Source organism: Martinezella rhizogenes, from assembly GCF_027460065.1.
GTDB classification, from domain to species: Bacteria; Pseudomonadota; Alphaproteobacteria; order Rhizobiales; family Rhizobiaceae; genus Agrobacterium; species Agrobacterium rhizogenes_C.
Genome location: NZ_JAPYZZ010000006.1, coordinates 112,863 through 138,886, shown reverse-complemented (window position 1 = coordinate 138,886; position 26,024 = coordinate 112,863). Strand labels below are relative to the sequence as shown.

Genomic DNA, 26,024 nt, shown 5'->3' with positions numbered 1-26,024 from the left:
ATCCCGCCAGGGTCGTCGATTCCGTTAGTAGGCCGACGCGTCGCCGCTAGCAACGGCGGAGCGCGACGCAAACTTCCTGAGGTGGAAATGCAAAAATCCCTCGGCGCCGTGTTGACAAACGCAATAAATCCACATAAATCCACATTCCAAGGAGATCGCAATCGTGGATTTTTCAGTTCTTTCCCTCAGCACAGCAATTGCTTCCGGCAAGCTCACCTCCGAGGCGCTCGTCCAGGAGTGTCTCGCGCGCATCGAGCGGCTGAACCCAATCATAAATGCTTTCAGTCGAGTCTTTGCAGAAGAGGCCCTTGAAGAAGCCAGAGCCTGCGATCGCGAGGCAGCCGAAGGTCGCCTCCGCGGTCCCCTCCACGGTATTCCCATGGGCGTCAAGGATCTTTTCTTTGTCGAAGGCCAGCTGTGCCAGCGCGGATCCCGTGCCTATAAGGATTTCGCTCCCAAGGCGACGGCGCCGATCGTTCAGCGAATGATTGACGCTGGATCTATTATTATCGGCAAAACCACGACCACCGAGATGGGGTGGTCGGGTTCCGGCTTTTCGGAATTCTACGGACCAACGCGCAATCCATGGAATCCGGATCTGACAAGCGGCGGCTCGAGTTCGGGTTCCGGAGCGGCTCTTGCGGCTCGGATGGTTCCCTTCACGTTGGGATCTGACGGCGGTGGTTCCGTACGCATTCCCGCCGCATTCTGCGGCGTCTTCGCGATGAAGGGCTCGCTCGGGCGTGTTCCGGCCTGGCCTTGGAGCGCGACGGAGATGCTGTCGCACGCAGGTCCGATGAGCATTTCGGCGAAAGACAGCGCTCTTCTGTTCAATATCGCCAAAGGTCCCGATGCTCGGGATCACCAGGCCCTTCCAAATGACGGGGCTGACTACACCCAAGCGCGATCGCTGAGGGATCTGCGTATCGGTTTTGCTTCCAGCCTATTTGGTTTCAAGGTTGCGCCCGAGATCGATCGCGTCGTTCGTGAGGCGGTCGATGCGCTGACCAAGCCGCTTTCGCTCGACATTCGACCGGTTTCCCCGGATTGGGAAGATCCGATCCGCATATTCGAAACCCTCTGGGTCGCAGGCCGAGGTGTGGCTTACGGATCGCAGTCGGACTTATCTGAGTTCGGCAGCGGTTTCCGTGCGCTTGTCGAGGCATCGGCGCGCTACAATCTTGGCGATTATCTTTCGGCCACCAAAGCACGTGCGGAATTCGCCGGCCGTGTGCATGCGCTCTTCGAAGACATCGACCTTCTGCTCTTGCCAACCATTCCGATCGAGCCCTTCGCGGCTGACCGCGAGGCTCCGGCGGGATTTCAGTCGCCTTCAGAGACCCTTGCTTGGACGGGCTGGACGCCCTTTACATACCCGTTCAACCTTTCAGGCAATCCAGCAGCCTCGCTGCCTTGCGGCCTGACTGCAGGTGGACTGCCGGTCGGCCTGCAGGTCGTAGGTCGTCGTCACGCCGATGCGCTTGTCATGGCATTTTGCCAGCAAGCGGAAGACTATCTTTTCAAAAACAACAATCCTCCGCTTGTCGTTGCTGGCGATAAGACGGGGTGGGGAACACCCAGCAATCCAACTGTGGAGACGTCGTCATGGAGTTCAATAGAAGATCGCTCTTAAAGAGTTCGGCGCTTGCGGGCATCGCCCTTGGCCTGCCTATTCTCAATACCAAGTTCCTGGTCAACCCGGCCAATGCCGCGGAAGGCAAGGTTCTTAAATTTCTCTCGGCTGAAACCCTGACCGGCAACTGGGATCCCTCATCTCACACGACGCTGGCTCAGATCAACCTTGAGAGCTTCGTGTTCGGCTATCTGACCCGTGCACCCATGACGCCGGAAAAGCCTGACGAGCTCGTCATGGAACTGGCGACCGAGATGAAGCTCATCGACGAGCACACGCTCGAATTCAAGCTGCGCGAAGGCGTCACCTTCCACGACGGCAAGCCGTTCAAGGCCGAAGACGTGAAGGCGACCTTCGAATATGCAAGTCGTCCCGACCGGCCTGCAGCATGGTATCCCGGCCCATGTGAGGTAGAAGTTGTCAGCGATTACGTCGCGCGCGTCAAAACCGACAAGGCCGGTTATCCCGCGAGCCTCTTCTGGTTCCTGTCCTCTTTCCTGCCGATCATGTCGGCGAAGGATGTTGCCGACCCCAAGACATTGTCTGCCCGGCCGAACGGCACCGGTGGATTCAAGTTCGTCAAGCAGGACGGCAATACAACAGTGCTCGAAGCGTTTGACGGCTTCTATCTTGGCAAGCCGACGATTCCGGGACTGCATTTCAGCTTTGTCGGCGATGCAACGACACGAACACTGGCCCTCCTGAACGGCGAAGCCGACCTTATCGAGCGCCTTGAAGCTGAACAGGTCGAAACCATTCAAAAGACCGGAGGCTTCCAGCTTCACAAGGCCATCTCGGTCGAAAACAAGTATCTCTGGTTCCGTTGCTCGAAAGCACCCTTCAACGACTGGCGGCTGCGCCGTGCCGTCTGCCACGCGATCGACCGGTCGGTAATCGACGACATCCTTGGTGTTTCCGGTCATGCCTCGAACTGCTACGTATCTCCGGTCAAGTTCGGCTATGTCGATATCCCGAACTACCCGACCTACGACCCTGACCAATGCCAGAAGCTTTTGGCGGAAGCCGGCTTCCCGAAGGGACAAGGGCTACCCGAACTCGAATATATCACGTCGGTAGGCTTCTACCCGAAGACGAAGGAATATGCCGAGGCAATCACGGCCATGCTTCAGGAACAGGGCTTCCCCGTCAAGCTGAACGTCATGGAGGTTGCCGCCTGGGGCGACGCACTATACGATCGTCCCGGCGGCGGGCCTGGGCATATGATCGACTGCGGCTGGTCAACGGGTTCGCCGGAGCCGGATCTCGTGTTGAGGACCCATTTTCACTCGACGACCCACCGCATCTGCGGCATTCAGGATCCGGAAATTGACGCTGCTCTCGACAAGGAGCGCAACGCCTCGAAGCCCGAGGAACGCAAGAAGGTCATTCAGACCGAGCTGATGCCGTTGCTGGCAACAAAGGCGCCCGCGTTTTCTCTGTTCACATCGGTCTTCATCCACGGCATGCGCGACGGATTGAGTGGTCTCTACATCTACCCGAATGGTATGATGGACGCCAACAAGGCGACATTGGCCTGATCCAGCGCTGCGGCCGCTGCAAAGCAGCGGCCGCCTTGGCCCAGACAGACTAGGGTAAGTTCATGTTCCTTCTTTCATTCCTGTTGAGACGGCTTCTGCAGGGAAGCCTGATCATCCTTCTCGTCATATTCATCATCTTCACGCTACTGCGTGTCGTGCCGGGTGATCCTGCACGCCTTATCGTGGGTGGCATGGCGCCGGACGCGGTGGTGGCGACGAAGGCCAAGGAACTCGGTCTCGACCGACCCATACCGTTGCAATTTGTATCCTATCTTGGCCATTTGGCGACCGGCGATCTCGGCACGTCGTTTGTCAGGCCAAGGAGCGGTGCGAGCCTGGCAGGTGCCGCCTATAACGACCCAACGCGCGAAGAGCGGGCGAAGGTCCTCGATCTTATTCTCGGCACATTGCCAATGACACTACAGCTTGCGGCACTCGCATTGGTGATCGCACTGCTGGTGGCTGTTCCGCTAGGCTTGGCCGGCGGGCTCTATCAAGGGCGTTGGCCAGACAAACTCGCCCTTGCATTGGGGTCGATTTTCGTCTCGACGCCAAATTTCTGGCTTGGCATCGTTCTCACGCTCTTTCTGTCTGTGAAGCTCAGGCTTGTTCCTGCCATCGGCTATAACGGATTCGAGTATACCATTCTGCCCGCTGTCGTGCTGGCGGTTGAGATCGCGCCGTTCATCCTGCGTACCCTCACCGTTTCAGTTGCGCAGGTGATGCGCGAGGACTTTATTCAGCTTGCTGCGGTCAGGGGCCTGAGCCGTGGACGCACTATTTTCTCGCATGTGCTCGGCAATTCCGCGGTCCCGTTAATCAATCTGCTGGGAGTTCAGCTCGGCATGCTTCTGGGTGGCGTCCTGGTGGTCGAATTCATTTTCGACTATCCGGGCCTCGGTCTCCTGACGATCAATGCCGTCCAACAGCGCGACTTTCCGCTCATACAGGGCGTCGCGATTTTCATTTCCGTGATGTTCGTGGTGATCAACATCCTGGTCGATCTTATCGCGATGACTATCGATCCGAGACTGGAATATTGAGATGACCGATATCGTAGAACTCAGCGCCAGTGAGCGCACTGTCGTCAAGCGCGGCACCACTCCGACCCGGCGCATGTTGCAGATCGCAGCCGCCCGCCTCGACTTTCGCATCGGGCTCATCGGTTTTGGATTGTTGCTTGGACTTGCGATTTTCCTGCCCTTTATCAGCTCGGTTGATCCGTTGAAGATGGCTTATAGCCACAAGTTCATCCCGCCATTTCCGTCAGAGGGCTGGCAATGGCCTTACGTGCTCGGTACCGATCAACTCGGCCGAGATGTCCTTATGCGCTGTCTCGTCGGACTTTGTTATTCGCTGCTCATCGGCGTGACGACCGTGATCCTTATGTTCGTTGTTGGTTGTAGCCTCGGTCTTCTTGCCGGCTTTCGCGGTGGTTGGGTCGATACGATCATCATGCGGCTAACCGATGCTCAGCTCTCAATTCCGATGATCATTCTCGCCATCACGATCCTCGGGGTGTCCCGTCCAACGGTGCCTGCGATCATCCTCGTACTCGGTCTTTCGGGGTGGCCGCTTTATGCCCGTGTTGCCCGATCGGTTGCTCTCGGCGAGCGTGGCCGTGGTTACGTTCTTGGTGAGCGGGTGCTCGGCGCATCCGATCTGCGCATCATGATCCTCTTCGTGGCGCCCGTTGTGCTGCCGCCGATCGCCTTCGTTGCGGTTCTCGACATTGCTCGCATGATGATCTTCGAATCCATCTTGGGCTTTCTCGGTCTCGGCGTTCAGCCGCCGACGCCGACATTCGGCAACGTGATCGCGGATTCGCGAAAGTATCTGCTGAATGCGTGGTGGATTGCGACGATGCCAGGTTTGTTCATGCTGATATCGCTGACCTGCTTAAATCTGATGGGTTCAGCGCTGGAGCGCGCCCGCAACGCGGTTCTGAGAGGGGATGCTTAAATGAGTGATCCAATACTCGCGGTCTCCAATCTCTCAGTCGATCTCCTACGTAACGGCAGCAAACGGCGCATAGTTGACAATGTAGACTTTGCGCTGCAACCGGGGCACGTTCTCGGCCTTGTCGGCGAGGCCGGATCTGGAAAGTCGGTGCTTGCTCGCGCCGTGGTAAACGCTATTCAAGCACCGCTCGAAATCGCTTCGGGTAAGGTGATCTTCGAGGAAAAAGACGTGCTCTCGCTTGATGCCAGGGGGCTGAGGTCGATTAGAGGAAACCGCATCGGCTTCATCGGTGCGAACCCCATGGGCTCCCTGGATCCGCGGCTGCCAATCGGTCACCAAATCGTCGAAAAGCTTCGATCTGTAAGGCCCGACATCGGCAAGGCGGAAGCTAGGGAAAAAGTTCTCGATCTTCTTGGCCGGGTGCATATTCCCTCGCCGCGCTCTCGCTTCCATGAGGCGCCTTTCCAATTTTCGGGCGGCATGATGCAACGAGTGATGATTGTTGATGCGCTTGTTTCCGATCCATCGCTGGTCATCGCCGACAATATCACGCAGCCCCTCGACGTCACAGTCGCGGCCCAAATTATCAGGCTCATCGACGACCTCAGGAAAACCCTTAATACGGCATTTTTGTTTATCTCCTCGTCGTTGCCTGTGGTTTCACAGATTGCGGAACGAACGCTCGTCATGCAGGGTGGCCGCATCGTCGAACAGGGTAAGACTGCCGATATTGCAGCCAGCCCGCAGCAAGCCTATACGCGCGCACTTCTTTCCCGCATTCCATCGATATGGAAGAACGTATCGGCACCGGAAGCAAAAGATGGTGAGGCTGTCCTCACTGTCGAGAATGCAACACGAACTTATTCAGTGCGCCGGCGCGACGCATTCAATGCCGTCAACGAAGTCAAGGCGGTGCGAGACGTTTCCTTCACCGTCAAGGCGGGTGAAAATTTCGGTATTGTCGGGGAAAGCGGTTGCGGTAAGTCTACGCTTACGCGCCTGCTTGCCTGGCTTGAACAGCCGAACGCCGGGCGCATTTCCTTCCTTGGGAAGAACCTTTCAAGTCTCTCTGCGCGTTCGTTGACCGAGATGCGCAAATCATTCCAGCTGCTGTTGCAGGATCCCTACGGGTCTCTCCCGGCAGGCATGTCGATCATCCGTATGATTGAGGAACCGCTTCTCATCCATGGGGTCGGTCGAAGCGATGCGGAGCGGCGAGCGCAGGAGGCCATGCGAGAAGTGGGTCTTGATGCGGAACTCGCGGAACGATTGCCGGTCGGGTTGAGCGCAGGGCAGCGCCAGCGCATCAATATTGCTCGTGCTCTCGTGCTCAAGCCGCGTCTCTTGATCCTTGACGAGACCCTGTCGGCCCTTGATCAGGTCGAACAGGCCGAACTTCTCGATCTCTTCAAAAGGCTTCAGGCGGCGCACGGATTTTCCTATATTTTCATATCTCACGACCTTGCGCTGGTCCGCCGCATCTGTCACCGCGTTGCGGTCATGTATCTTGGGCGTATCGTCGAGTTGGCGGACAACAAAACCCTTTTCGAACATCCGCACCACCCCTATACGCGGGCGCTTTTGAGCGCCATGCCAACGTTGGAGGATAATCGTTTCCCAGGAGCGCAATATCTCCTGGATGGCGAGCCTCCGAGCCCCATTCATCTTCCGGTCGGCTGCTCTTTCCGCTCGCGCTGCCCGCGCGCGCAACGCGACTGCGAAAATACCGATCCGATGTTGCAAGGTCTTGAGGGCGGCAACTACGCAGCCTGCCTCCATCGGCACGAGGACGAGGGTGTTCATGTCCAGTGACGTCCGAAAGGAAGTAATTCTGGAGCGTCTTGGCCGTGACCAGCGCGTCAGCGTTGTGGAGCTTTCGGCAGAGTTCGGTGTTTCGGGCGAGACCATTCGGCGCGATCTGAAGAACCTCGAAGCAGAAGGTGTTGTGCGCCGCGTGCATGGCGGCGCCATTCCGGCCGGTCGTACGGCCGACACGCCGATTACCGAGCGCATTAAGTTCAACTCGATCGAGAAGGATGCGGTCGCTGGCGTAGCCCGGAACCTGATCAACGACGATTGTGTGATCTTTCTCGATACAGGAACGACGACGCTTGCGCTGGCTCGCCGGCTAATCGGTTTCAAGAAGCTGCGGCTCTACACGAATTCCCTGATGATCGCGCAGGCGGCCTGTCAGCATTTCGGCGTGAGTGTGCACGTGACGCCGGGAAATTTGCGCCCGATCGAGCAGGACCTGGTCGGCTACGATACGCTGTCCTACATCCAACAATTTCACTTCGACATGGTGTTCACCGGTGCTGCAGCAATCAACGTGGACTATGGATTCATGGACTACGAAGAGGATGAAGCGCGAATTCGCCAGATCCTTATCGGACGATCGTCGCGCAGCGTAATGCTCGCCGATCATTCCAAATTTGGAAGGGTCGGCAATGTGATCACCGCTCCATTTGGACAAATCAGTACGCTCGTTACCGATCGACGTCCGCCGGACGATATCCTTGGCGCCGTTCGGGCTGAAGAACTGGAGATCATCCATGGATGATGCGGGGGCGATATTGCAAACCGATTTCGTTACAATCTTCGACCGCATTTCCGCCATCGGCGCAGAGCCCGGACAAGGGGTAACACGTCTGGCGGCAAGTGCCGAGGACGGCATGGCGCGCGGCGTTTTTGCCGTGTGGATGGAGCAGGCGGGTGTTGAGATCGCGCATGATGCGATTGGCAACCAGTTTGCCTGCTTCAATTGGGCTGGTAAGGATGCCCCCTGGATTTTCGCAGGCTCACATCTCGACACCCAGCCGCGGGGCGGCCGTTTCGACGGTACACTTGGAGTGCTGACTGCCGGGCAGGCCGCACTCGATATTCACGCCGAGGTTCAACGTGGATATTGCAAACCGCGCCATAACCTTGCGGTGGTCAACTGGACAAATGAGGAAGGCGCTCGCTACCAACCGAGCCTCACAGGCAGCGCGGTCTTTTGCGGTACACTGGCGCTCGATGATGCATTTGCGCTGCGCGATGGTAACGGCGTATCCCTCAGGGACGCGCTGGCTGCAATAGGCATCAACGGCGAGACCGGGTCTCTTCCCCCTTCCCCGAAAGCCTATGTCGAGCTGCATGTCGAGCAGGGACGGAAACTTCTCGAAGCGGGTCGACGCATTGGCATCGTTGAAGGAACGTGGGCTGCGCGCAAGACGACCGTCCGCTGGATCGGCCGGGCGGCGCATACGGGTCCGACGCCAATGGCCGATCGCCGCGATGCGCTTCTCGCCGCCGCAAAAGGTATTGCGGCCTTTGAAGCGGTCGTGGTCGCAAACTATCCCCTCCTCCATTGGTCGGCCGCGCGCCTTGTGGTCGAGCCGAACTCGCCGAACGTCGTCGTCGATCGAGCGACTGTCTGGTTTGAGTTGCGGGGGCCAAGTGTAGCGGAGCTCGGCCAGGCTGGTACGCTCACGCTTGCCGCGCTCGAACAGGCGGCGGCCGCTACGGGGACGCAGCTGGAAATCGTTGCCGATACTTTGAGAGATCCCGCCAGCATGGATGGCCGACTGATGGCGCTCGTCGAGCGGGTAGCACGCTCTTGCGGTTTCGAGCCGTTGGCCATGCGCTCCGTCGCGGGCCATGATGCCGTTGCCCTACAAAACAGCGGCATCCCGTCGGCGTTGATCTTCATTCCAAGCGTAGACGGCATTGCGCACCATCCGGACGAGCTGACCGAACCGGAGGACGTGCAGGCGGGATTGTCGGTGCTGACCGCCACGCTTCGCTACCTCGTTGAGGGAGACTTCCATGCAGGATGATGTTTCAATTCAGGGGGCGTTAAATGCAGTTGGTCTTTCCGGCGCGAGCCTCTCTGCCCCGATCGGCGGGGTTGTGTCGCCCGTTCACCGCGCTGTCGAAAACCACTGCTTTTTGGCGGTAAAGGCCGGACAGCCCTTAGCCTTCGTCAAACGCCGCCACGATGACATGTCCAAATTCATCGCGCTTGACGGCGTCGCGGATGCCAGCCGCAAGGCAGGCGAACTGGGCATTTCGCCACGGCTGCTCCATGTCGATCCCGCCAACGGCGTTCTCGTGTTCGAGGCGCTTGGCGAGGAATGGTCCTGGGGCCATACCGACGTCCTTCGTCGCCCGCGGGTTCTCGAAAATCTTCTGACGGCAAAACGCACTTTCCAAAGGGCTGCGCCGTTAGCGGAGACGCGCAGCGTTTTTGATCTCACCGCCGTATATCGGCAGCTTGCCGATGGACCGGATGTCATTTTGCCAGAACCAGTGTTCACCGTATCCGCGGCCGTCCAGCGCATTGCCGGCGCAATCGGCGCCTCGGGTGTCGATACGGTCCCGTGCCACGCAGACGGCATCTCGTCGAACGTCATGGTGGGGCCGGACGACAGGGTTCTGCTGGTAGATTTCGAGTGGGCGCGTCAGGCGGATCCCGCATACGATCTCGGAACTGTGCTGGCCGAACTTCTCCCCTTCGACGGCGAAGCGCTGCTGGCAATCGAGATCGCAACCGGAAAGCCGGATGCGGCGGTGCTTGCACGGGCACGTCTTTACGGCGCGGCCGACGATCTCATGTGGGCGCTTTGGGGCTTTATCAATGCGGCGCGCTCCCCGCGCAAGCACGTCGAATTCTTCAAATATGCCGAATGGCGGCTACTGAGAGCCCGCACGATCATCGAAGGACCTCGCTTCGAGACATGGTTGAAACAGGTCTGATGGAGAATGCGATGAGACGCAGATTAGGTGAAGGCGTATCGCAGGCCGAACAGGCGATCGAGCAGGCGATCGCCGCCGTGGCGGACTGGCGGGGACGCGATACTTCTTATGAACCCGTGCCAGGCGGGATCAGCAATCCCAACTGGCGCGTCTATGTCGTCGGCGCTCCACATAGCTTCTTCGTGAAGATACCTGGCGTTGGAACCGAAATGTTCATCGACCGAAGAACCGCGAATGAGGCAGGGCGCAAGGCGCACGAAGCCGGCGTCGGCGCCCGGATCATCGACTTTTTCCCCGAAACGGGGGTTGAGGTGAGTGAATTCGTCGAAGGGCTCAGGACCTCGACCAATGCCGACTTTCTGGATCCGGTCATACGCCTTAATGGTCTTCGTGCGCTCAAAGCCTTCAACGACACCGCACCACTTTCGCAACAAAAGACCACCTTCGATATGATCGATGAACATTTCCAGCAGGCCCTGGAGCTGGGCGGCGAATTTCCAAGCGATTTCGGCTGGATGAATACGCGATATCGGGAGGCGCGCAGCGCACTGGAGGCGTCAGGTCTCGATCTGGCGCCGTGCATGAACGATACACTGGCCGGCAATTTCCTTCTCCACTCCGATCGTCGGGTGATGCTAGTCGATTTCGAATATGCGTCCACCAATGATCGCGCGGCCGAACTTGCACTCTGGTTCTGTGAGATGTGTTTCTCGCCCGAGATCGAGAAAGAACTGATCGAGGAATATTATGGCCGGGCGGATCCAAGCGTTCTGGCACGAATCTCGTTGTTCAAGGCGCTTGTTGACCTCAAATGGGCGACTTGGGCGATGGTGCAGAACGAAGTTTCGCGTTTGGACTTCGACTTTTTCAAATATGGATTCTGGAAACATATGCGGGCACGTTTCGCGATGAGCAATCCATTGTGGTCGCAGTGGCTGAAGGTGGTCTGACACATGCACATTGAAACAAAGGAAAACCTGGTTTCTCCCGATTTCTTTCGCCGTTTGGCGGTTGTATCAGCGCGTGAGGCATTGCCTCGGTTCCGATTGCCAGGCGCGGTTGTCAACAAGGCCGCTGGCGGATTTGACCCAGTTACCGAGGCCGACCGCGAAACGGAAAAAGCCATTCGGGATCTTATTCGGGCCGAATATCCTGGCCACGGTATCCTGGGCGAAGAGTTTGGCAATGAAGGAGCGGATGCCGGCTATGTTTGGGTGATCGACCCGATCGACGGAACGCGATCCTTTATCTCCGGCATTCCCCTTTGGGGAACGCTCGTTGGACTGACAGAGAACGGCAAAGCCGTCGCGGGCATGATGGCGCAGCCTTTTATCGGCGAATTGTTTTATGCAGCCGGCAACGGCGCATTTTACGAAGGACCACGTGGTCAAGGTGAAATTCGGCTTTCGACACGTTCGACGCGGGACTTGGCCAACGCGACCTTGTTCACGACCACGCCTGCCATTTTTGAAACCGCCCGTAGAGCAAAATATGACCGGCTCGAAAAACAGGTACGGCTCGCTCGCTATGGCACCGATTGCTACGCCTATTGCATGCTTGCTGCGGGCCAGATCGATTGTGTGGTCGAGGCGGGACTATTCGCCTACGATATCGTTGCGCTCATCCCGATCATCGAGCAAGCCGGCGGCGTCGTGACTGACTGGGACGGAGGGCCAGCTGAACAGGGCGGCGGCATCGTGGCGGCGGCCAATGCCACCCTCCATGCCCAAATTATGGCCTCTCTGCACCGAGATTGACTTTGAGTTGTTCTCCCGAGATTAGAGGATCTTGCCGGTTTGTTGCTATCGGCGGGTGGTCAACCGTGGATGATTTCAAGGTCGCCTCTCTTGGCCGCCGCTAAAATATTCGTCGGCGGACGCTGATCGGTGACCAACGTGTTGACGCTGGAAAATGCGGCCGTAATGACATTGCCAGTCTTGCCGCACTTGGAATGATCGGCCAGCATGATGCTTCGAGCCGTCTGCTTCAGCAGGGCCTGGCGGATTCGCGCTTCATCCTCCTCATAGTCCATGAACCCATATTCCGCTTTGATCGCCGCCGCGCCCATGAAGACCATGTCGAAATGGAACTGCTGGATGTAGGATAGCGTGTCGTAACCCACCAGGTCCTGTTCAATCGGGCGCAGATTTCCCGGCGTCATCTGGACCCGGACGCCGAAATGCTGGCAAGCCGCTTGTGCGACCAGCAGAGAATTCGTGTAGAGCCGCAGCTTCTTGAAGCCAACCAGATGCCGCGCAAGGGACAGAGTGGTGGTGCCGGTATCGAGAAAGATGGCGCAGTCATCATTGATCAGGTTGCACGCCATCTGCGCGACCGCATCCTTTTCGAGTGCATTGAACCTGATCCGATCGGTAATCGGCACGTCTGCGGTGCGCCCAGATGGTATAGCCCCTCCGTGAACACGCCGGACCACCCCCTCGGCCTCCAGGTCCTTCAGATCGCGCCGGATCGTTTCGCCTGAAACACCGAACTCTGCGGAAAGCTCCTGAACGCTGACGCGTTGTTCACGATCGAGCCGTTCCAGAATGACTTCCTTGCGGACTTCGCTCGACATTAGCAACTCTTCCTCGGGTCTGTGCGGGCTGGCTACATCTTTGATGCTGACAACCCTTGTAAGCGGCGCATCCATCTCGCCAAGGCTTCAGGGGTAAAGTTGCCGAGACGCGAGTTTTCGAGGATGCTGACCCGCGAACCGTGAAGCTCGCGACGTTATCCCCTGATCTGTGTATTATGTGGTGTTTGCGGATCTTTCAAACGAAAACGTGCAGACGTCCAGCGCATAAGAATCCCGGAACGCCACTTAAATCGCTCGAAAGCTGATTCGCCCAGCTCATCCGAGCTGCAACGGTTTTATGCCGAATAATCGGTTCCTTGCGATCAATTGAGTAAGGGCGCCTTTTGCTGTTTGTGTGTGGATTTGTTGTGATATTCGGACAATGTCATCGCATATTTGGATGAAATACCACACAATCAACAAATGAAAGCCACGAAATATGCGTCCGTAATTTGGCTAATATATTGAAAATAGTAATTAAATTTTGAGGCGTAAGAGATTTTTCATAGGTATCCGCGAAGATAATTTGCAACGGTTTGAACTCGAAATGGATTCAAAATGCAAATTTCCCACAATTCTTTGCGACTCTCCCACCGCATGCGGTCCATAAAAGCCAAGTTTGCGGCCGTGATCATAGGAACAGCAATCGTGTCTTGCGCGTCTGTCGGAGCGTTGAGCTATCAGATCGGAAAGAACGGTTTGATCGAGGCAAGCAAGATCCGCCTCGAGGCAATAGTGGCAAATCAATCGAAAGCGCTCAGAGCCTATAATGAAAGAGTTGAGCAGACACTGACCGAGATAGCACAAAGCCAATCGCTCGGAGAAATGACGGAACAGGCTGGCAAGGCGATCGCGATGTCCGACCAGAAGGTACGGGAGGCCTTCCAGGACATGTCGAAATCTCCTGAACAAAGAGCCGCATTCGACGGATCGACGGTCAAGATGCTCTATGCCGTCAAGCACAGCTCAGTGCACGGGTCACTCTTCAGCGCCTGGAAGAACGCCGATCTCAGCGATATCTTCGTCATCGATAACAATGGTCAGTTGGTCTATACGGTTACAAAGGGACCGGAATTCATGACGACCGTCCAGGATCCGAAGAACGCATCCCTGAAGTCCCTGTTTGATCTCTCAAGTGCCGGCGCCGCTGATCAGGTTTATCGGACGGGGTTCATTTCGTTCAAAAGCGAGGAAAGCGATGTTTCGGCTTTCCTCGCAAAGCCTCTTGCCAATGTCGTCTGGGGTTCTGTTGTCAAGCGTGGCACCGTCGTGATCCGGATTGCGCCAGCCAAGCTGTTGCAGCTCATTTCGCCCGAAGGGCTGGGCCGCAGCGTTGATGAGGCTTTTCTTATCGGGGCCGACGGCACATTGCGGGCTGGCAATGTCGCGCAAGCCGGCTTGGCGCCGGAGCTGCTCCAGGCTGCCCGAGACCAAAAGAGTGGCTCTGTTTTTGCCGACACCGCCAATGGTGTGAACTTCTATTCCTATGTGCCGGTGACGCTTTTCGGGCAACCGCATCTTCTTGTCATCGGTCAGGACAAGGCGAAGGTTCTCGCCTCGGCTGATGAACTTGCGAAATGGGCTGGTCTGACCGCTCTGGCGGTGCTGGTCGGCATGGGGATCGTCGGTTACGTCTTCTCGTCGCGCCTTACAAAACCTTTGAAGGACATTACTGGGCTGATGAACCGCCTGAACAACGGTGACCAGACGATCGAGATCCGATCCGTGTCGCGTTCTGACGAAATCGGCATCATGGCGCGAGCGCTCGAATCCTTTCGGCAAAGCGCAGTCGATAAGGTGCGAATGGAGGGTGAGGCGATCGAGCGCAACGGGCTCATCGAACAGGAGCGACAACTGCGCGAGGCCGACAGGGCACGAAGTGCCGCAGAATTGGAAGTGGCCATGTCAGCGCTTGCGACCGGTCTGAAGAATTTGGCCGACGGGAAACTGGATCATCGCATCGAGCATCCTTTCGCGCCGTCGCTTGACCAGCTCCGTCAGGACTTCAACGGTTCGATGACGCGTCTGCAGGCGACGATGCGCCAGATCCGCGACAATGTCGAAATGATCCAGGGTAACGGCAACCAGATGGCCGAGGCGGCCGAGGATCTTGCCAGACGTACCGAGCAGCAGGCGGCCTCGCTCGAAGAAACGGCGGCCGCCGTCGATGAGATCACCGTCACGGTCCGCTCGTCGGCCGAGCGGGCCAAGGATGCCGATCAGATTGTGCGCCAGGCCAAGCGCAGCGCCGACGATTCCGCCGTCGTCGTCAACAATGCGATCGACGCCATGGGCCGGATCGAGGAGGCCTCCCGCCAGATCGAACAGATCACCGGTGTCATTGACGAGATCGCCTTCCAGACCAATCTGCTGGCGCTGAATGCCGGTGTCGAAGCTGCCCGCGCCGGCGATGCCGGCAAGGGCTTTGCTGTCGTTGCCCAGGAGGTGCGCGAACTGGCGCAACGCTCGGCGAAGGCTGCCAAAGAAATCAAGGCTCTCATCAACAAGTCGACGGCCGAGGTCAATACTGGCTCGCATCTGGTTCAGGAAACCGGCGCGGTGCTGGCGCAGATCAGCACGCAGATTGTGACCATCAGCCAGCATGTCGAGACGATCGCCCGCGGCAGCCACGACCAGTCGAGCGCGCTGCAAGGGGTCAACGCCACCGTCAATCAGATGGATCAGATGACGCAGCATAATGCGGCGATGGTCGAGGAGACGACGGCCGCAAGCCGCGAACTCGCCTCCCAGGCCGACAGCCTGCTCACCCTGGTGCAGCAGTTTAAGATCGAGGAAAGCGGACGAGACGCGAGCCTCTATAGGGCAGCTTGATTTGCGGTTGTCCGAACGGAGTTTGCGCTCTTATCTCCACGGTATTTAGTTGACGAGCTGGCAACCAATGTTGCCGGCTGGGCGGGAACCCACGAGGAGACCGATCAGACTGGTTGCTCAGCGAATGTCACCTTTGAAAGGGCGAGTAATTTACGTGACCCGCTCTTGCAGCTTGCTTCCAGAGGAAATCGCCGGAAATGCGATGTGCTCCTATCCAACAGGTGAGGTATGTGTCATCATCGCGTCGTGCACCTTCCTGCCGGTCAGACGTAGATGTGCCAGCGCATCAGCGATGTAGGTGGAGCTCCCTCCTTGCGCCGCACCTTGATGTCCTTTTTCAAGCCAGTGATCGATTGTCGAAACAAGCACATCGAGCTTCGGCGGCCGCATCGGTGATTGGTGCTGATAGCGCCGCAGCGTCGAATACGACATTATGTTGGCCGCGCTGTCGCCCGTTGTTGAAATGCTTTGTTTTTGACGCCGTTGCAAAAGAAAATAGGTGGCAGACTTTCTCACCACCGCTCTCAGAGCGGGGCGGCTTCATCAAGACTCTGCCGCCCTTCACCCCAAACGCAACGCCGTCCAATATGACACGTTTTCGGTTATCTAATCCTCGACCGTCTCGGGTACGGCTTCTGCCAAAGCAAGACGCGCCAAATTTAATCTTCGGGCTAGATCGACGTCCGCCAGTGCCAAAATTTTAGCTGCGAAAATCCCGGCATTCGTAGCTCCCGCTTCACCAATAGCGCAAGTGCCTACAGGTATACCTTTCGGCATCTGAACAATCGATAGCAATGAGTCCAACCCTTTCAGCGATCGAGATTCTATCGGTACGCCGATCACGGGAAGATCAGTCAGTGAGGCTGTCATCCCTGGCAAATGTGCCGCGTAAGCAGTGCCGGCGATGATGACTTTTATCCCGCGCTTTTGTGCATCAGAGGCAAATGAAAATAACCGCTGCGGCGTGCGATGGGCAGATACAATTCTTGTCTCATAGGGAATGCTGAAACTGTCAAGCACGTCCGCAGCATGTCGCATTGTGGGCCAATCTGATCGGCTGCCCATAATAACGGATACGACCGGTGTAGGCACGTCTGTCATATAAATCGGCTCCTATCTCCACTCGCTTTCACTACGAGCCGGATTTCTCTCTATCAAGCCCAACACATACCGCCCTCTTATTGTTGTGGAAAAATCAAATCTTGACAAACGATATGGGAGCCTACTTCAGGTAGCGCACAGGAGGCATCTTCTTCGAAGATTGTCTCGGTATCATACGAGCTGTCCCAACTGCCCCCGCATCGCAGAAATCAAAATTATAAAACAAAATTCGATATTTGAGTTATATTTCGGGAAAATATAATTTTCGGTATGGTTTCATAAAATTGTCACATTGACATTCCCGTATCGCGATAGTCTACTAATTTTATAGATAATAGGTGATCACATGGCTTCAGATGGTTTTCTTCTCAAGCAGCGGCACGATCAACAACGGCGGTATCCATGGCAACTCTCCGTCAGCACCCTTGACGAAGATTATGCGCCAGGCCGAAATCTCAAGATACCATTCAGCGAACTACAATTTCGCGGTAGGCTGATCGTGTTTGAAGGGATTGATGGCAGTGGCAAGTCGACGAGCTTGCAGTCTGCGCATGACTATCTCGAAAACAGCGGTATCGCGGTCGAAAAGCTCGACCTGCTTTCCCCATTCTGCCGGCAGTTGCCTTATTTCCGGTCATATGCGGACGACACCTCAGTCGCCTTTGATGGAACGGTTGATCAGCCTGCCTTAGGGTTGGTGTGCCTTGCCGATCGTCTGCAGAGATTCAGGTCTCATTATTTCCGACTGCTTCGGGATGGCGTTTGGTTGATTTGCGACCGCTACGCTATAACGCCAATTGCCGAGGCCGCAGCGCTTGGCGCGAATCCTGATGATTTGGCCACGATGGTCAATGTCGCCTCGCGTTTGCCGAGGCCTGCTATCGGGTTCCATACCACAGCGCCAGAGAATGTCGTTCTCGATAGGATACGAGCTCGCCCAAAAGACAAAGGGAAAATTCTTGATCCTCGTTTCTATCGTCGCGCGATTCAATCGTTTGCGAGAACGAGTGCGGATAACGACTTCATAACAATCGATTCCACGCAGGGACAAGACACCGCAAATTCGCAAATATTCTTGGCGATCGACGCTGCGATTAAGCAATACAAACGTGAAATTTTGCTCGAAAAGGAAGCTTAGATGCCTGAAAAAATAGCGACTATTTCTGAAAAAACCGAGGCGGTCCTTGAGGAAAAGAAGCAGATAGCTGCAGCTTTGCTCGATGAACACAAGGTTCTATTCGATGATTTCCCGCATCAAGGCGTCAGATATCTCGATTTTTATCGAACTTTTGACAAAAATCCAAACGTGAGGAATGCGGTGATCGAGTGCCTTCAGGGACGATATGAAGGAAGCAAGATCGATGCTGTCGCAGGGATCGGTGCCGGTGGCTTCGGTCTCGGCGCAACGCTTGCTTACGTATTAAACGTTCCGTTTCATCCAATCCGCAAGGCCAGCGATACAGTCTACGATGCATCGGAGGCCTCCGTCGGAATGGTTTACGCCGAGCGTAAACTGACATTGGCAAATGACGTCGTTGAGCCAGGCTCGAGGGTTGTTCTCATCGATGACACGGTTGCAACGGGCGGTACGTCTCTGGGTGCGCTGAGCCTTCTCAAAAATGCTGGGGCGACAGTTGTGGAAATCGCGACCCTTTTCGAAACGACTTCAAAAAATGGTCGCTCAGCTCTGTCGCCCACACCCCTCTTTGCGATTCTCAGCCGAGACGTATTTTAATGGTGGATGTTTCAAACGCTCAGCATTTTGTCGGAGACCGCTTTGAAGCAGATTTTGCTCCAGGATCGGTGTTCGTGGGGCTAGATAGGTATCGCCTAGAAAACGTCCTAGGACACTCGCTTAGTTGGGTGAGTTATACGCTTACCTCAAATAGCCCACCGCCCAATGACCGATGGTGGCTGGTATATTTGCCGGACGGAAATCGCTACGCGTTCACGCACTCGAAATCCAACCCGCTAGAATTCTCTCCCCATTTTCCCCTGACCGGCTTGGTGCAACTGGCAAGTGAGGGAGATGCAACGCTCTCTGCTAGCGTCGGATCGCTCCATATGTTTCGCGATAAGAACGACCACTTTCATTGCGTCGAACTATTCAAAGACGTGAATCACCCGCTGACAATGTACGGGAAACCGTTGTAGATTTCATGGGATTGCGCGAATGGACAGCCTTAGTAGACCTCTAGACTATCCCAGTTTACGGAAACTTTTCGTCAGCATTGGCGCTTTCCATCCAGACTCATATTCAATTGCTCCCCTATATTATAAGCTTACAGGGCGACGAGGGGCGATTGTATATGCATCCGATAAAAGTTGCTTTGTGCAAAGCAAACATCCTCACAGCGAAGACTGCATCCTGATTTTCCCGGAAATCGGTTTGCAGGCCGATTATGCCCTTACCGCAAGTATTCTCCCGGATTTGGTTGGGAAACAGAATGATATTCGCCTAGCTCGCTATACGGCGGCCGATCTGGAGAAGCTTGAAAACAAACTGGACTCATCAGGAAGTGATATATCCGTCGCGATTATCAATGAGGAAGAGCTCGACTGGAAATACCCTGTTCGGGTCCTCGGAACCCAAAAAGTCGCAACATTGGACGGGCGGCAGTTCGCTAAGATAAGAAACAAATGCCGCAGAGCTGGAACGGACATTGAGGCGACCAGTATCGATGAAATGAGCGATCTAGCCCCCTTCAGAGCGACACTTCGTTTCTGGGAAGGCACGATGATCCTTGATCGCAAGGACACGCCCGAGATGACACATTTCTACGAGCACCTGTTTAGAATTTTGTCGACCCCGATTCCAGAAGTAGGTGGGCTTGTCTTCTTCAAAAGTGCTCGGCCCGTTGGCTTCACAATATGGGAAAATATCGGGACGGGTGTTGCAAACCTTTATGTAAACCTCTGCGACACGACCATCACGGGCCTATCCGACTTCCAATTGGTGACGACATGCCAAAGGCTCCATGAGCAAGGTATCGAAGCGCTGAATATGGGAGGGTCCGAGCTTCCCTCTCTTGATGAATTCAAGAGTAAATTCGATCCAATCGCCACGATAGATCTCTATTCCGCGCGAATATCTCAGCGTCAAAAGTCAAAGCCAGGTGTCGCCATCTCCGCTATCACCGATGGGTCCGACTATGTTATTTGAGCGGTTGTCGAACGTTTGTCGTCACCTTACCCGACATTTTGAAGCCGCTTTCGCCATTTCGTTGCCCTGGCAGGGACGTCCATCGGTGACCGCCTCACTTCGTCTGGTCGAGATCGCTTTCTTCGAAGGTTTCGAAAAACACAGGGAACCCCTCCCAGTTGAGGGGCGAAACGCAGGCAGTGTATCGGAGGGCCAGCGATGACAAATTGGACGCCGGAGACAGATGTCATCCTTGGAGATCTTAAGTCTGAGCCGCTTCTCAACATTCTCAGATGGGCGAGTGGATCCCTAACTTATAACGCTATCGCAGGGATCGCACCTACAGCTGTTGCGGAATACCTTAGACAACATCGCATCACAGGGCTTGGGCTCCGTGCAATAGAACAGGCACCCGACGGACGCGATACTTCGCGTTTGAAAAGTATACTGCGCGAGGAGTTCGAGGCGATCCAAATACAGGTTCGCTCCCGAAACTAGTTACTGGCCGAGTTGGCGAATGTCGTCAGCCAAAGCTTTATCGTTTTAAAAGGAAACACTGTTTCGCGGCTCAGCGGCGACAAGTATCTCGAACGCTTTTCGTGGGACGTTGATCTTCTAGCAGACGTCCCGGGGAGCGTTGGGGCTGAACTGATAAGGTTCGGGAGCGAAGAGACTTACCTTCCGGCCACTCACGAGGAGATAAACATTCGCTTTCGCGGGCAAGACATCGACGTCCACCGACATTTCCCGATTTTCCGCGCTGGACATCCCCGCAGTATGTCCAGCGGTAGCATAGAGGATGTTTGGTCCGAGGTGGGTGAGCAGGCTTTGCCATATCAATTGCTTGCGGCGGAAACCATTTCGTGGAAACCGAACGCGTCCACATCTACTCTGCAACTTTCGGCCACATACGCTGCCTTCATTACCCTCCAGCACATCTTTATTGACTATATACGGCTTTATCCGCCCATATTACGCTTTCGGCCGCGGGTGAGAGCGTTTGAGCTGATTGAGCTTGAAAAGCTGATTTCTCTGCCATCTTTTGACCGTCGGCAATTTCAAAAACTGCTCGTTCAATTCGACTGCCTCGATTACTATACACGTATCATCAACCTGCACCGATCTACGTTTGCCGACGCAGCCCGAACCAATACCTTACTTCTAACAGGAAAAGATTCCATTCTGGAGGAAGTCGGGGACTGGTCTGAAGATTTCTTCGTTGCACTCGGTCTGAGGCGTCGCCTTACCGTAGCGACAGCCGATATAGTGACAAGGCCTTTTTCGTTGGTAGAGGCTATAGATCGCACCAGTTTGGGCATCATTTCCCTCAACATTCCGCAAGCGCTTGAGCTCGGCAGCGATAATGAACGATCTTTCAAGGCAAGCTGGAAAGACGAAAAGTTTCCTGTACGAATGTCTAGTTTCGCCGATAGTCGCAATTTGAAGATAACTCTTCATTTCGAGAAGAAGCATATTGCTCAGCCGGATGTGTGGGTAAACCTCGATAAAAACTACTTCAGGAGCTATATAGATCCTAGGTACACCACGGCACGCAACAGAAACGATAGCTACGATCTTTCAGGTTCGATGCAAATAACGGATGTCGCCGAGAGTTGGCAGGTCGATCTAGACATCAAATATCCAGAACAAAGTGAGCATTCGCATCTTATCACAGTCTTGATAAGAGACGCCGCAGGCGGCGCCAATGGCCTCTACGCTGAGGTGATGGGGACGTTTAAAAATTGACGTCCCTCTTATATGCGGCTCATAAATGCCTGAGGAGTGCCCTGTTTCATGGAGCACTAGCGGTAGCTTATTATCAGAGCTTGGGTTTCTCCTCGCGGGAAATCGGACTGCTGAGTTCCACGTACTGGGCGACTTTTTCGCTTCTTCAGCTTCCTTCGGGCGGTTTTGCGGATCGCTACGGTCCAAAAGCGTCGCTGATTGCCGGTGGGCTGGTCGTTTCGACAGCCTACCTCATCGAGGCGTCTTCCATGCATATCGCTTGGTTCATGCTTTCGGGCATGATGCAGGGAATAGGGCAAAGCGTGATCGCCGGGTCAGATTCAACGATGATTTTCGCTGTTCTGAAGCATGAGGGAATGGAAAAGCGCTACAGCGAATACGAATCCAAGGCCTGGACTGGCAGACATCTGGGCCTGCTTCTGGGCCTGCTGGGCGGAGCAGCAATTTCGACCATCTTCGGCTTTCGAGCAGTTTTTATCGCGAGCGCGTGCGCTATGTTTTTAGGCTCGCTAATGCCTTTGGTCATAATGAAGTTTGGCTGGGACGTTCAGAGCCAAAACAAGAAGGTCAAATCGAATCGTAATTGTCTAAGATATTTTCATCTTGTGCCCCTAAGTATATTATCACGATTTTGCCTGGTATATGCCTTTGATGCCATTCTCCCGATATTATTCCAGATAGCCCTCATACATTTGGGAGTTAATCCCGGCGTCGTTAGCGCATTGTTTGGGGCGATATTGATGTCATCTCTAATGGGATACTATCTGTCATTGGTGACGCGAAAACTTGAGCTAAATAAATCCTTCGAGATATTCACCTTAATCAATGGGTCGGGTATGGTCCTCGTCTCACTCGGCTTATGGCTTAGCACGTCTCTCTCTACCGGCATTGTCTTGCTCGGTTTCTCTTTGCTCGGTCTCACGAAAGGAGCCTACTCACCTCCTTTCACTGCGCAAATCCTACAAAGACACGGAGGAGAAGATTCCGCTAAGTCCCTATCTTTACTCTATTTTCTAAGCGGCTTAGCAGCGGCTGGAACCATTTATTCGACAGTGAGCCTAGCTGGGTTAATGTCCTTGAGTAGCCTATGTTTGTTTCTTGCCATTGCCGCATTTGGAGCATCCTTGTTTTCGTACTTTGCTCACCTACGGCGAGGTTGATTCAAAATAACTGCAACTTACTTCGAGGTCCACGTTCTCCAGTGATTTCCTCTCGGACCGGGCCGCTAAAAGCAAAATGCGGAACACGCTCGTTATCTCTGAGAGAGCGGAGGCGGCCTGAATGTTCTTTCATCGTTCATATCAAACGTTGTTTGGCGGGAAGCCAACGCGACGCGTTCCGTAGGGCGGCTTAATTGGCGGCAATCCTCATTCACGGGACGGCAACCTTGGTTGTCGGCTAGCTAAGACCCTGCGAGGAGATCGTGACGCGTCGCTGAACGCCAAATGTGCCGTTGAGAGAGTCCATATCGAGCTTTCTCAACGATCAGACGATCCCACACCAGAATGGCTTTAGCTCTCGACCATAAACCGGGAAATAAACGGCAAACTTGCAGCGCCAACGGCTTTCGGCGTGTTCAGAATGCCGCTCGACATCACCGTGACTTCGGGAACCAGCTTCTGCAGCGAGACGCAAATGTTGCGACAAACTACATTCGGCACAAATGACGACACAATAACGGCTTCCAGCTCGATAAATTGCGCGAGCGACCTGACGATGCCCTGCATCTTTTCCGCCAGCTTGCCTTCCCATTCGTGGACAAGGCTATTTTCGGCAGGCCACGGTGCAAGTGGCTGCCACAAATGATCTGTTGGCGCGCCCGCAGCGGTCAATATGGATTCCAGTGATGCCACGCCGACGTCGAAACTGACCACCGAATTGCCATGATGGATCTGGTGGTTCAACACCAGGCGGCTATGCAGGTTGGCTCCAACATAAAAATAGAGATAGTTGGAATATGGCTTGGCAACGCCGAACATGCTTTCGCCGCCGGCCGCCGCGGTGATATCGTTCTGCACGAACACCGAATACCCAGTGATATCCTCGACTTCTTTCTGTAGAGAATCGAAATAGGCTTTCTCCTCACGCCCCTCGGAAGCGCTGGAGGGGAGAGCGAGGCCAATACCGGCGAGACGCTTTTGAGCATTCTTGGGAACGATGTTCACCGCTTGACGAATGGTCTCGATAAACATTGTCTGGTTGCTATCGCGTTCAGGCTCCGGATTGGGGAGCTGCATGTGATATCGAACGGCGCCGGCAAAATCGATGAGAACAACGTCAGTCCGCTTCAGGCCGACACTGATGCCGATCGAAAAGGCCCCTTCCGGATTGAGAGCGACGGGAACGGTTGGGGGGCCGACGCGCCCCTTCTGGGCTTCCCCCTTCGCAACGAGCCCCTCTTGTTCCAGCGACCTTACGAGCACCGAAATCGTCTGTGCCGAAAGACCCGTCCTTTCGCCGATTTCCAATCTGGTTATTTCGCTGTTCTGAAGGAGCAACGACAGCAGCAAGCGCTCATTGTAGCTGCGCACGCTGACCGCGTTCAGGCCCGTTGCCCGATCGGCAATGCGCAAAGGATTCGGCGGAGAAAAACGCATATCAGGCATCAATGCAATCCTCGCGGGGTAAGGCATGAAGATGAACTGGCATCCATTTGTATTGTTGCTGCGGCAAGATCATCATCTCCAACCGATCGCCTCGACTTCCCTTGCAAGCGCCGTTCCCAATGCTTCATGAGCTTCCCGGTTGATGTGGAATCCATCGCAGGGATCACAAGCCGCGACGGAACCAGCATCAAAGAAATGCACCTCGAGCGAATCTGCGATGATCTCGAATTCGAGAGCGAGACGTCGTGATTTCTCCTGGGCGCCGGAGAAAATTGGTTCCCATTCCTTGATGTCATCAAGCATTGACGGCGGGGCAACCACCATGATTTCGGGCGCGCGTCCGCCTGGGCCGGGACCCAATTCCCTGATATCGTGTATCAGGCAGCCAATCCCCATCGCGACCTCCGAGGGCGGTTGATTGAACCGGGCCTTCAGGTCGTTGGTCCCGAGCATGATGATGACAAGATCGAGGATCGCATGACTCATGAGGCACGGCCGCAGGTAGGTTCGGCCGTTTTTCATCGCGCCCTCGATCGGATCGTCGCGAACGGTGGTGCGGCCGCTCAGACCTTCCTCGATGACGTACCACTCACTTCCAAGCTCCCGTCTCAAGACGCCGGGCCAGCGCTCGCTCGGCCCATATCGCTCGAGCGGCGAGCCACCCGGAACCTGGCCATGGGTATTCGAGTCGCCGTAGCACAAGACTGATCGCATTTCCTCCCTACCTTCATGACAGATCATAAAGACGCGTGAACATTCGCTGTCGACTATGGCCTTTGTCAATCTGTAGCGCAAGTTTATAGATATTCATTCAGTCTGAATAATTATTGACAGACGATAAAGGCTATGGCATTTCTAAAAATGGGAGAGCAAGATTTTCCAGGAACTGAATACCGCCAAGCCCAGTCATTCAATGGGAATTGGCAGCAAGTAAGCCGCTTCGGCGGCGCTGGATAAGTGCGTCTCCGTGGCAATGGAGATCCGACGTCGATGAGGACGACGGTATTTGAGCAAGGGAGGAATTCTCAGTGAACGGCTTTCTGAAATCTATTCTCGGGGCGTCGCTTTTGATGGCGTCTACCGCAGGTCCGCTTTGGGCTGACGACTTCAAGTTCATGGACGGCATCACGCCGAAACCTGGCGACAATCCGCAGACTGAGGCGGGCAAGTACAAGAAGGATTGCGGTTGGGTCATCGGCATGAGCGATTTTGGTGTCAACGCCAATACCTGGACGGTCCAGGTCGCTCATGAGTCGGAGGCGGCGGCCGCGGCCAACAAATGCATTAAGAAGTTCGTTCTGCTCGATGCCGGCTTCGATCAGAAGAAGCAGGTCGCCGACATTGAAGATCTGATCGCGCAGAAAGTTGACGCGATTATCGTTCAGCCGGTTACCTCCACCTCGGCAAACGCATCCATGAAGAAGGCGATCGCAGCCGGAATTCCGGTCATCGTTCACACCGGCCGCGTCGACTCGGAAGACTACACGACCGAGATTCAGGGCGGCGCCGAGCATTTCGGCAAGGTAATGGGCGACTGGTTGGTCAAGACGGTCGGAAACAATGGCAAGATCTGGGTGTTGCGTGGTCTCTCGGGCCATCCGGAAGATATCAACCGATACAACGGCCTGCAGGAAGCGCTGAAGGGTACGAACGTCAAGATCGTCGCCGAAGAGCACGGCGATTGGCAATATGACAAAGGTAAGAGCGTCTGCGAAACTCTCTATCTGAACGACCCGAACGTCGACGGTATCTGGTCGTCGGGGGCTGATATGACACGTGCGTGCGTCGATGTATTCAAGCAATTCGGCGCAAAGATCCCACCAATTTCGGGCGAAGGAAACAATGGCTTTTTCGGTCAGTGGATCAAGGACGGCTTCCAGTCCATTGCTCCGGAGTATAGCCCTGCCCAGGGCGCTGAAGGCGTGCATGCTGCCGTCGCTTTGCTCGAGGGCAAGCAGCTCTATAAGCACTACGTCTACAACCCGCCGGGCTGGGATCTCGAAAAGGCTAAGAAGTACTATCGCGACGATCTCACTGCGAACGTCTGGTGGCCTTCACAGCTCTCTGAAGAGCAGCTGAAGAAGTTTTATACGAAGAACTAACACATTCTCCCAAGGCACATTCGCCGGTTTCCTAGTGGAACCGGCGAATG

At 55.3% G+C, this 26,024-nt stretch carries 21 protein-coding genes and 1 pseudogene; 17 read left to right on the top strand and 5 right to left on the bottom strand.

Annotation, left to right across the window (positions count from 1 at the left end):
• Nucleotides 1-163: 163 nt before the first annotated feature.
• The 10 genes from O8B93_RS11650 to hisN all read left to right on the top strand — a co-directional run bounded on the left by O8B93_RS11650 (nt 164) and on the right by hisN (nt 11,627).
• The gene (locus O8B93_RS11650) at nt 164-1,633 is read left to right on the top strand and encodes an amidase (protein WP_269710157.1); all 1,470 of its coding nucleotides are present in this window, start codon (nt 164-166) and stop codon (nt 1,631-1,633) included.
• Entirely contained in the window at nt 1,606-3,171 is a 1,566-nt protein-coding gene (locus tag O8B93_RS11645; RefSeq protein ID WP_269710156.1) for an ABC transporter substrate-binding protein, read from the top strand. Before O8B93_RS11650 ends, O8B93_RS11645 begins: the two co-directional genes overlap by 28 nt.
• Nucleotides 3,172-3,233: 62 nt before the next feature.
• Nucleotides 3,234-4,214 (top strand): ABC transporter permease, encoded by a 981-nt coding sequence (locus O8B93_RS11640; RefSeq protein ID WP_269710154.1) that lies wholly within the window; start codon nt 3,234-3,236, stop codon nt 4,212-4,214.
• A gap of 1 nt (nt 4,215) precedes the next feature.
• Nucleotides 4,216-5,133 carry an ABC transporter permease gene (locus O8B93_RS11635; protein ID WP_269710152.1) on the top strand — a complete coding sequence of 306 codons (918 nt, stop codon included), beginning with the start codon at nt 4,216-4,218 and terminating at the stop codon, nt 5,131-5,133.
• Complete coding sequence (locus O8B93_RS11630; protein WP_269710151.1) at nt 5,134-6,945, top strand: dipeptide ABC transporter ATP-binding protein; 1,812 nt, start codon at nt 5,134-5,136, stop codon at nt 6,943-6,945.
• A complete protein-coding gene (locus tag O8B93_RS11625) occupies nt 6,935-7,693 on the top strand; it encodes a DeoR/GlpR family DNA-binding transcription regulator (RefSeq protein WP_269710148.1) in 759 nt (252 codons plus the stop codon). The genes O8B93_RS11630 and O8B93_RS11625 overlap by 11 nt, the downstream gene beginning before the upstream one ends.
• Nucleotides 7,686-8,951, top strand: a complete 1,266-nt coding sequence (locus O8B93_RS11620; RefSeq protein ID WP_269710147.1) for a M20 family metallo-hydrolase — start codon at nt 7,686-7,688, stop codon at nt 8,949-8,951. Before O8B93_RS11625 ends, O8B93_RS11620 begins: the two co-directional genes overlap by 8 nt.
• Nucleotides 8,941-9,870 (top strand): phosphotransferase, encoded by a 930-nt coding sequence (locus O8B93_RS11615; RefSeq protein WP_269710145.1) that lies wholly within the window; start codon nt 8,941-8,943, stop codon nt 9,868-9,870. The genes O8B93_RS11620 and O8B93_RS11615 overlap by 11 nt, the downstream gene beginning before the upstream one ends.
• 11 nt (nt 9,871-9,881) lie before the next feature.
• On the top strand, nt 9,882-10,820 hold the full coding sequence (locus tag O8B93_RS11610; protein ID WP_269710144.1) for a choline/ethanolamine kinase family protein: 939 nt from the start codon (nt 9,882-9,884) through the stop codon (nt 10,818-10,820).
• 3 nt (nt 10,821-10,823) lie between these two features.
• Nucleotides 10,824-11,627: a histidinol-phosphatase gene (hisN, locus tag O8B93_RS11605; RefSeq protein ID WP_269710141.1), complete on the top strand. Its 804-nt coding sequence runs from the start codon at nt 10,824-10,826 to the stop codon at nt 11,625-11,627.
• A 59-nt stretch (nt 11,628-11,686) separates the two neighbouring features.
• On the opposite strand, the gene O8B93_RS11600 is transcribed toward hisN, so the two are convergent.
• Nucleotides 11,687-12,445, bottom strand: a complete 759-nt coding sequence (locus O8B93_RS11600; protein ID WP_269710139.1) for a DeoR/GlpR family DNA-binding transcription regulator — start codon at nt 12,443-12,445, stop codon at nt 11,687-11,689.
• Between the two features lie 1,389 nt (nt 12,446-13,834).
• Here O8B93_RS11600 and O8B93_RS11595 point away from each other — a divergent pair.
• Nucleotides 13,835-15,277: pseudogene (locus tag O8B93_RS11595) on the top strand (methyl-accepting chemotaxis protein); the annotation flags it as partial.
• 210 nt (nt 15,278-15,487) lie between these two features.
• On the opposite strand, the gene O8B93_RS11590 reads toward O8B93_RS11595, so the two are convergent.
• Both O8B93_RS11590 and purE read right to left on the bottom strand, forming a co-directional pair.
• A complete protein-coding gene (locus tag O8B93_RS11590) occupies nt 15,488-15,793 on the bottom strand; it encodes a hypothetical protein (protein ID WP_269710137.1) in 306 nt (101 codons plus the stop codon).
• Between the two features lie 90 nt (nt 15,794-15,883).
• Nucleotides 15,884-16,378 (bottom strand): 5-(carboxyamino)imidazole ribonucleotide mutase, encoded by a 495-nt coding sequence (gene purE, locus O8B93_RS11585; protein ID WP_269710135.1) that lies wholly within the window; start codon nt 16,376-16,378, stop codon nt 15,884-15,886.
• Between the two features lie 346 nt (nt 16,379-16,724).
• On the opposite strand from purE, the gene O8B93_RS11580 reads away from it, so the two are divergent.
• The 5 genes from O8B93_RS11580 to O8B93_RS11560 all read left to right on the top strand — a co-directional run bounded on the left by O8B93_RS11580 (nt 16,725) and on the right by O8B93_RS11560 (nt 22,426).
• The gene (locus O8B93_RS11580) at nt 16,725-17,516 is read left to right on the top strand and encodes a nucleoside/nucleotide kinase family protein (RefSeq protein ID WP_269710133.1); all 792 of its coding nucleotides are present in this window, start codon (nt 16,725-16,727) and stop codon (nt 17,514-17,516) included.
• The gene (locus O8B93_RS11575; RefSeq protein ID WP_269710131.1) at nt 17,517-18,113 is read left to right on the top strand and encodes a phosphoribosyltransferase family protein; all 597 of its coding nucleotides are present in this window, start codon (nt 17,517-17,519) and stop codon (nt 18,111-18,113) included. It begins immediately after the preceding gene.
• A gap of 597 nt (nt 18,114-18,710) precedes the next feature.
• Nucleotides 18,711-19,541 carry a GNAT family protein gene (locus O8B93_RS11570; RefSeq protein ID WP_269710129.1) on the top strand — a complete coding sequence of 277 codons (831 nt, stop codon included), beginning with the start codon at nt 18,711-18,713 and terminating at the stop codon, nt 19,539-19,541.
• Nucleotides 19,542-20,030: 489 nt separating this feature from the next.
• Nucleotides 20,031-21,266: a hypothetical protein gene (locus O8B93_RS11565; RefSeq protein WP_269710128.1), complete on the top strand. Its 1,236-nt coding sequence runs from the start codon at nt 20,031-20,033 to the stop codon at nt 21,264-21,266.
• Nucleotides 21,263-22,426: an MFS transporter gene (locus tag O8B93_RS11560; protein ID WP_269710126.1), complete on the top strand. Its 1,164-nt coding sequence runs from the start codon at nt 21,263-21,265 to the stop codon at nt 22,424-22,426. Before O8B93_RS11565 ends, O8B93_RS11560 begins: the two co-directional genes overlap by 4 nt.
• 351 nt (nt 22,427-22,777) lie before the next feature.
• Here O8B93_RS11560 and O8B93_RS11555 read toward each other — a convergent pair whose 3' ends face one another.
• Together O8B93_RS11555 and O8B93_RS11550 are read right to left on the bottom strand one after the other, a co-directional pair.
• Entirely contained in the window at nt 22,778-23,872 is a 1,095-nt protein-coding gene (locus O8B93_RS11555) for an ROK family transcriptional regulator (RefSeq protein ID WP_269710125.1), read from the bottom strand.
• Nucleotides 23,873-23,944: 72 nt separating this feature from the next.
• The gene (locus tag O8B93_RS11550) at nt 23,945-24,586 is read right to left on the bottom strand and encodes an SGNH/GDSL hydrolase family protein (protein ID WP_309568500.1); all 642 of its coding nucleotides are present in this window, start codon (nt 24,584-24,586) and stop codon (nt 23,945-23,947) included.
• Between the two features lie 314 nt (nt 24,587-24,900).
• On the opposite strand from O8B93_RS11550, the gene O8B93_RS11545 reads away from it, so the two are divergent.
• Nucleotides 24,901-25,974, top strand: a complete 1,074-nt coding sequence (locus O8B93_RS11545; protein WP_269710122.1) for an ABC transporter substrate-binding protein — start codon at nt 24,901-24,903, stop codon at nt 25,972-25,974.
• The last annotated feature ends 50 nt before the right edge of the window (nt 25,975-26,024 follow it).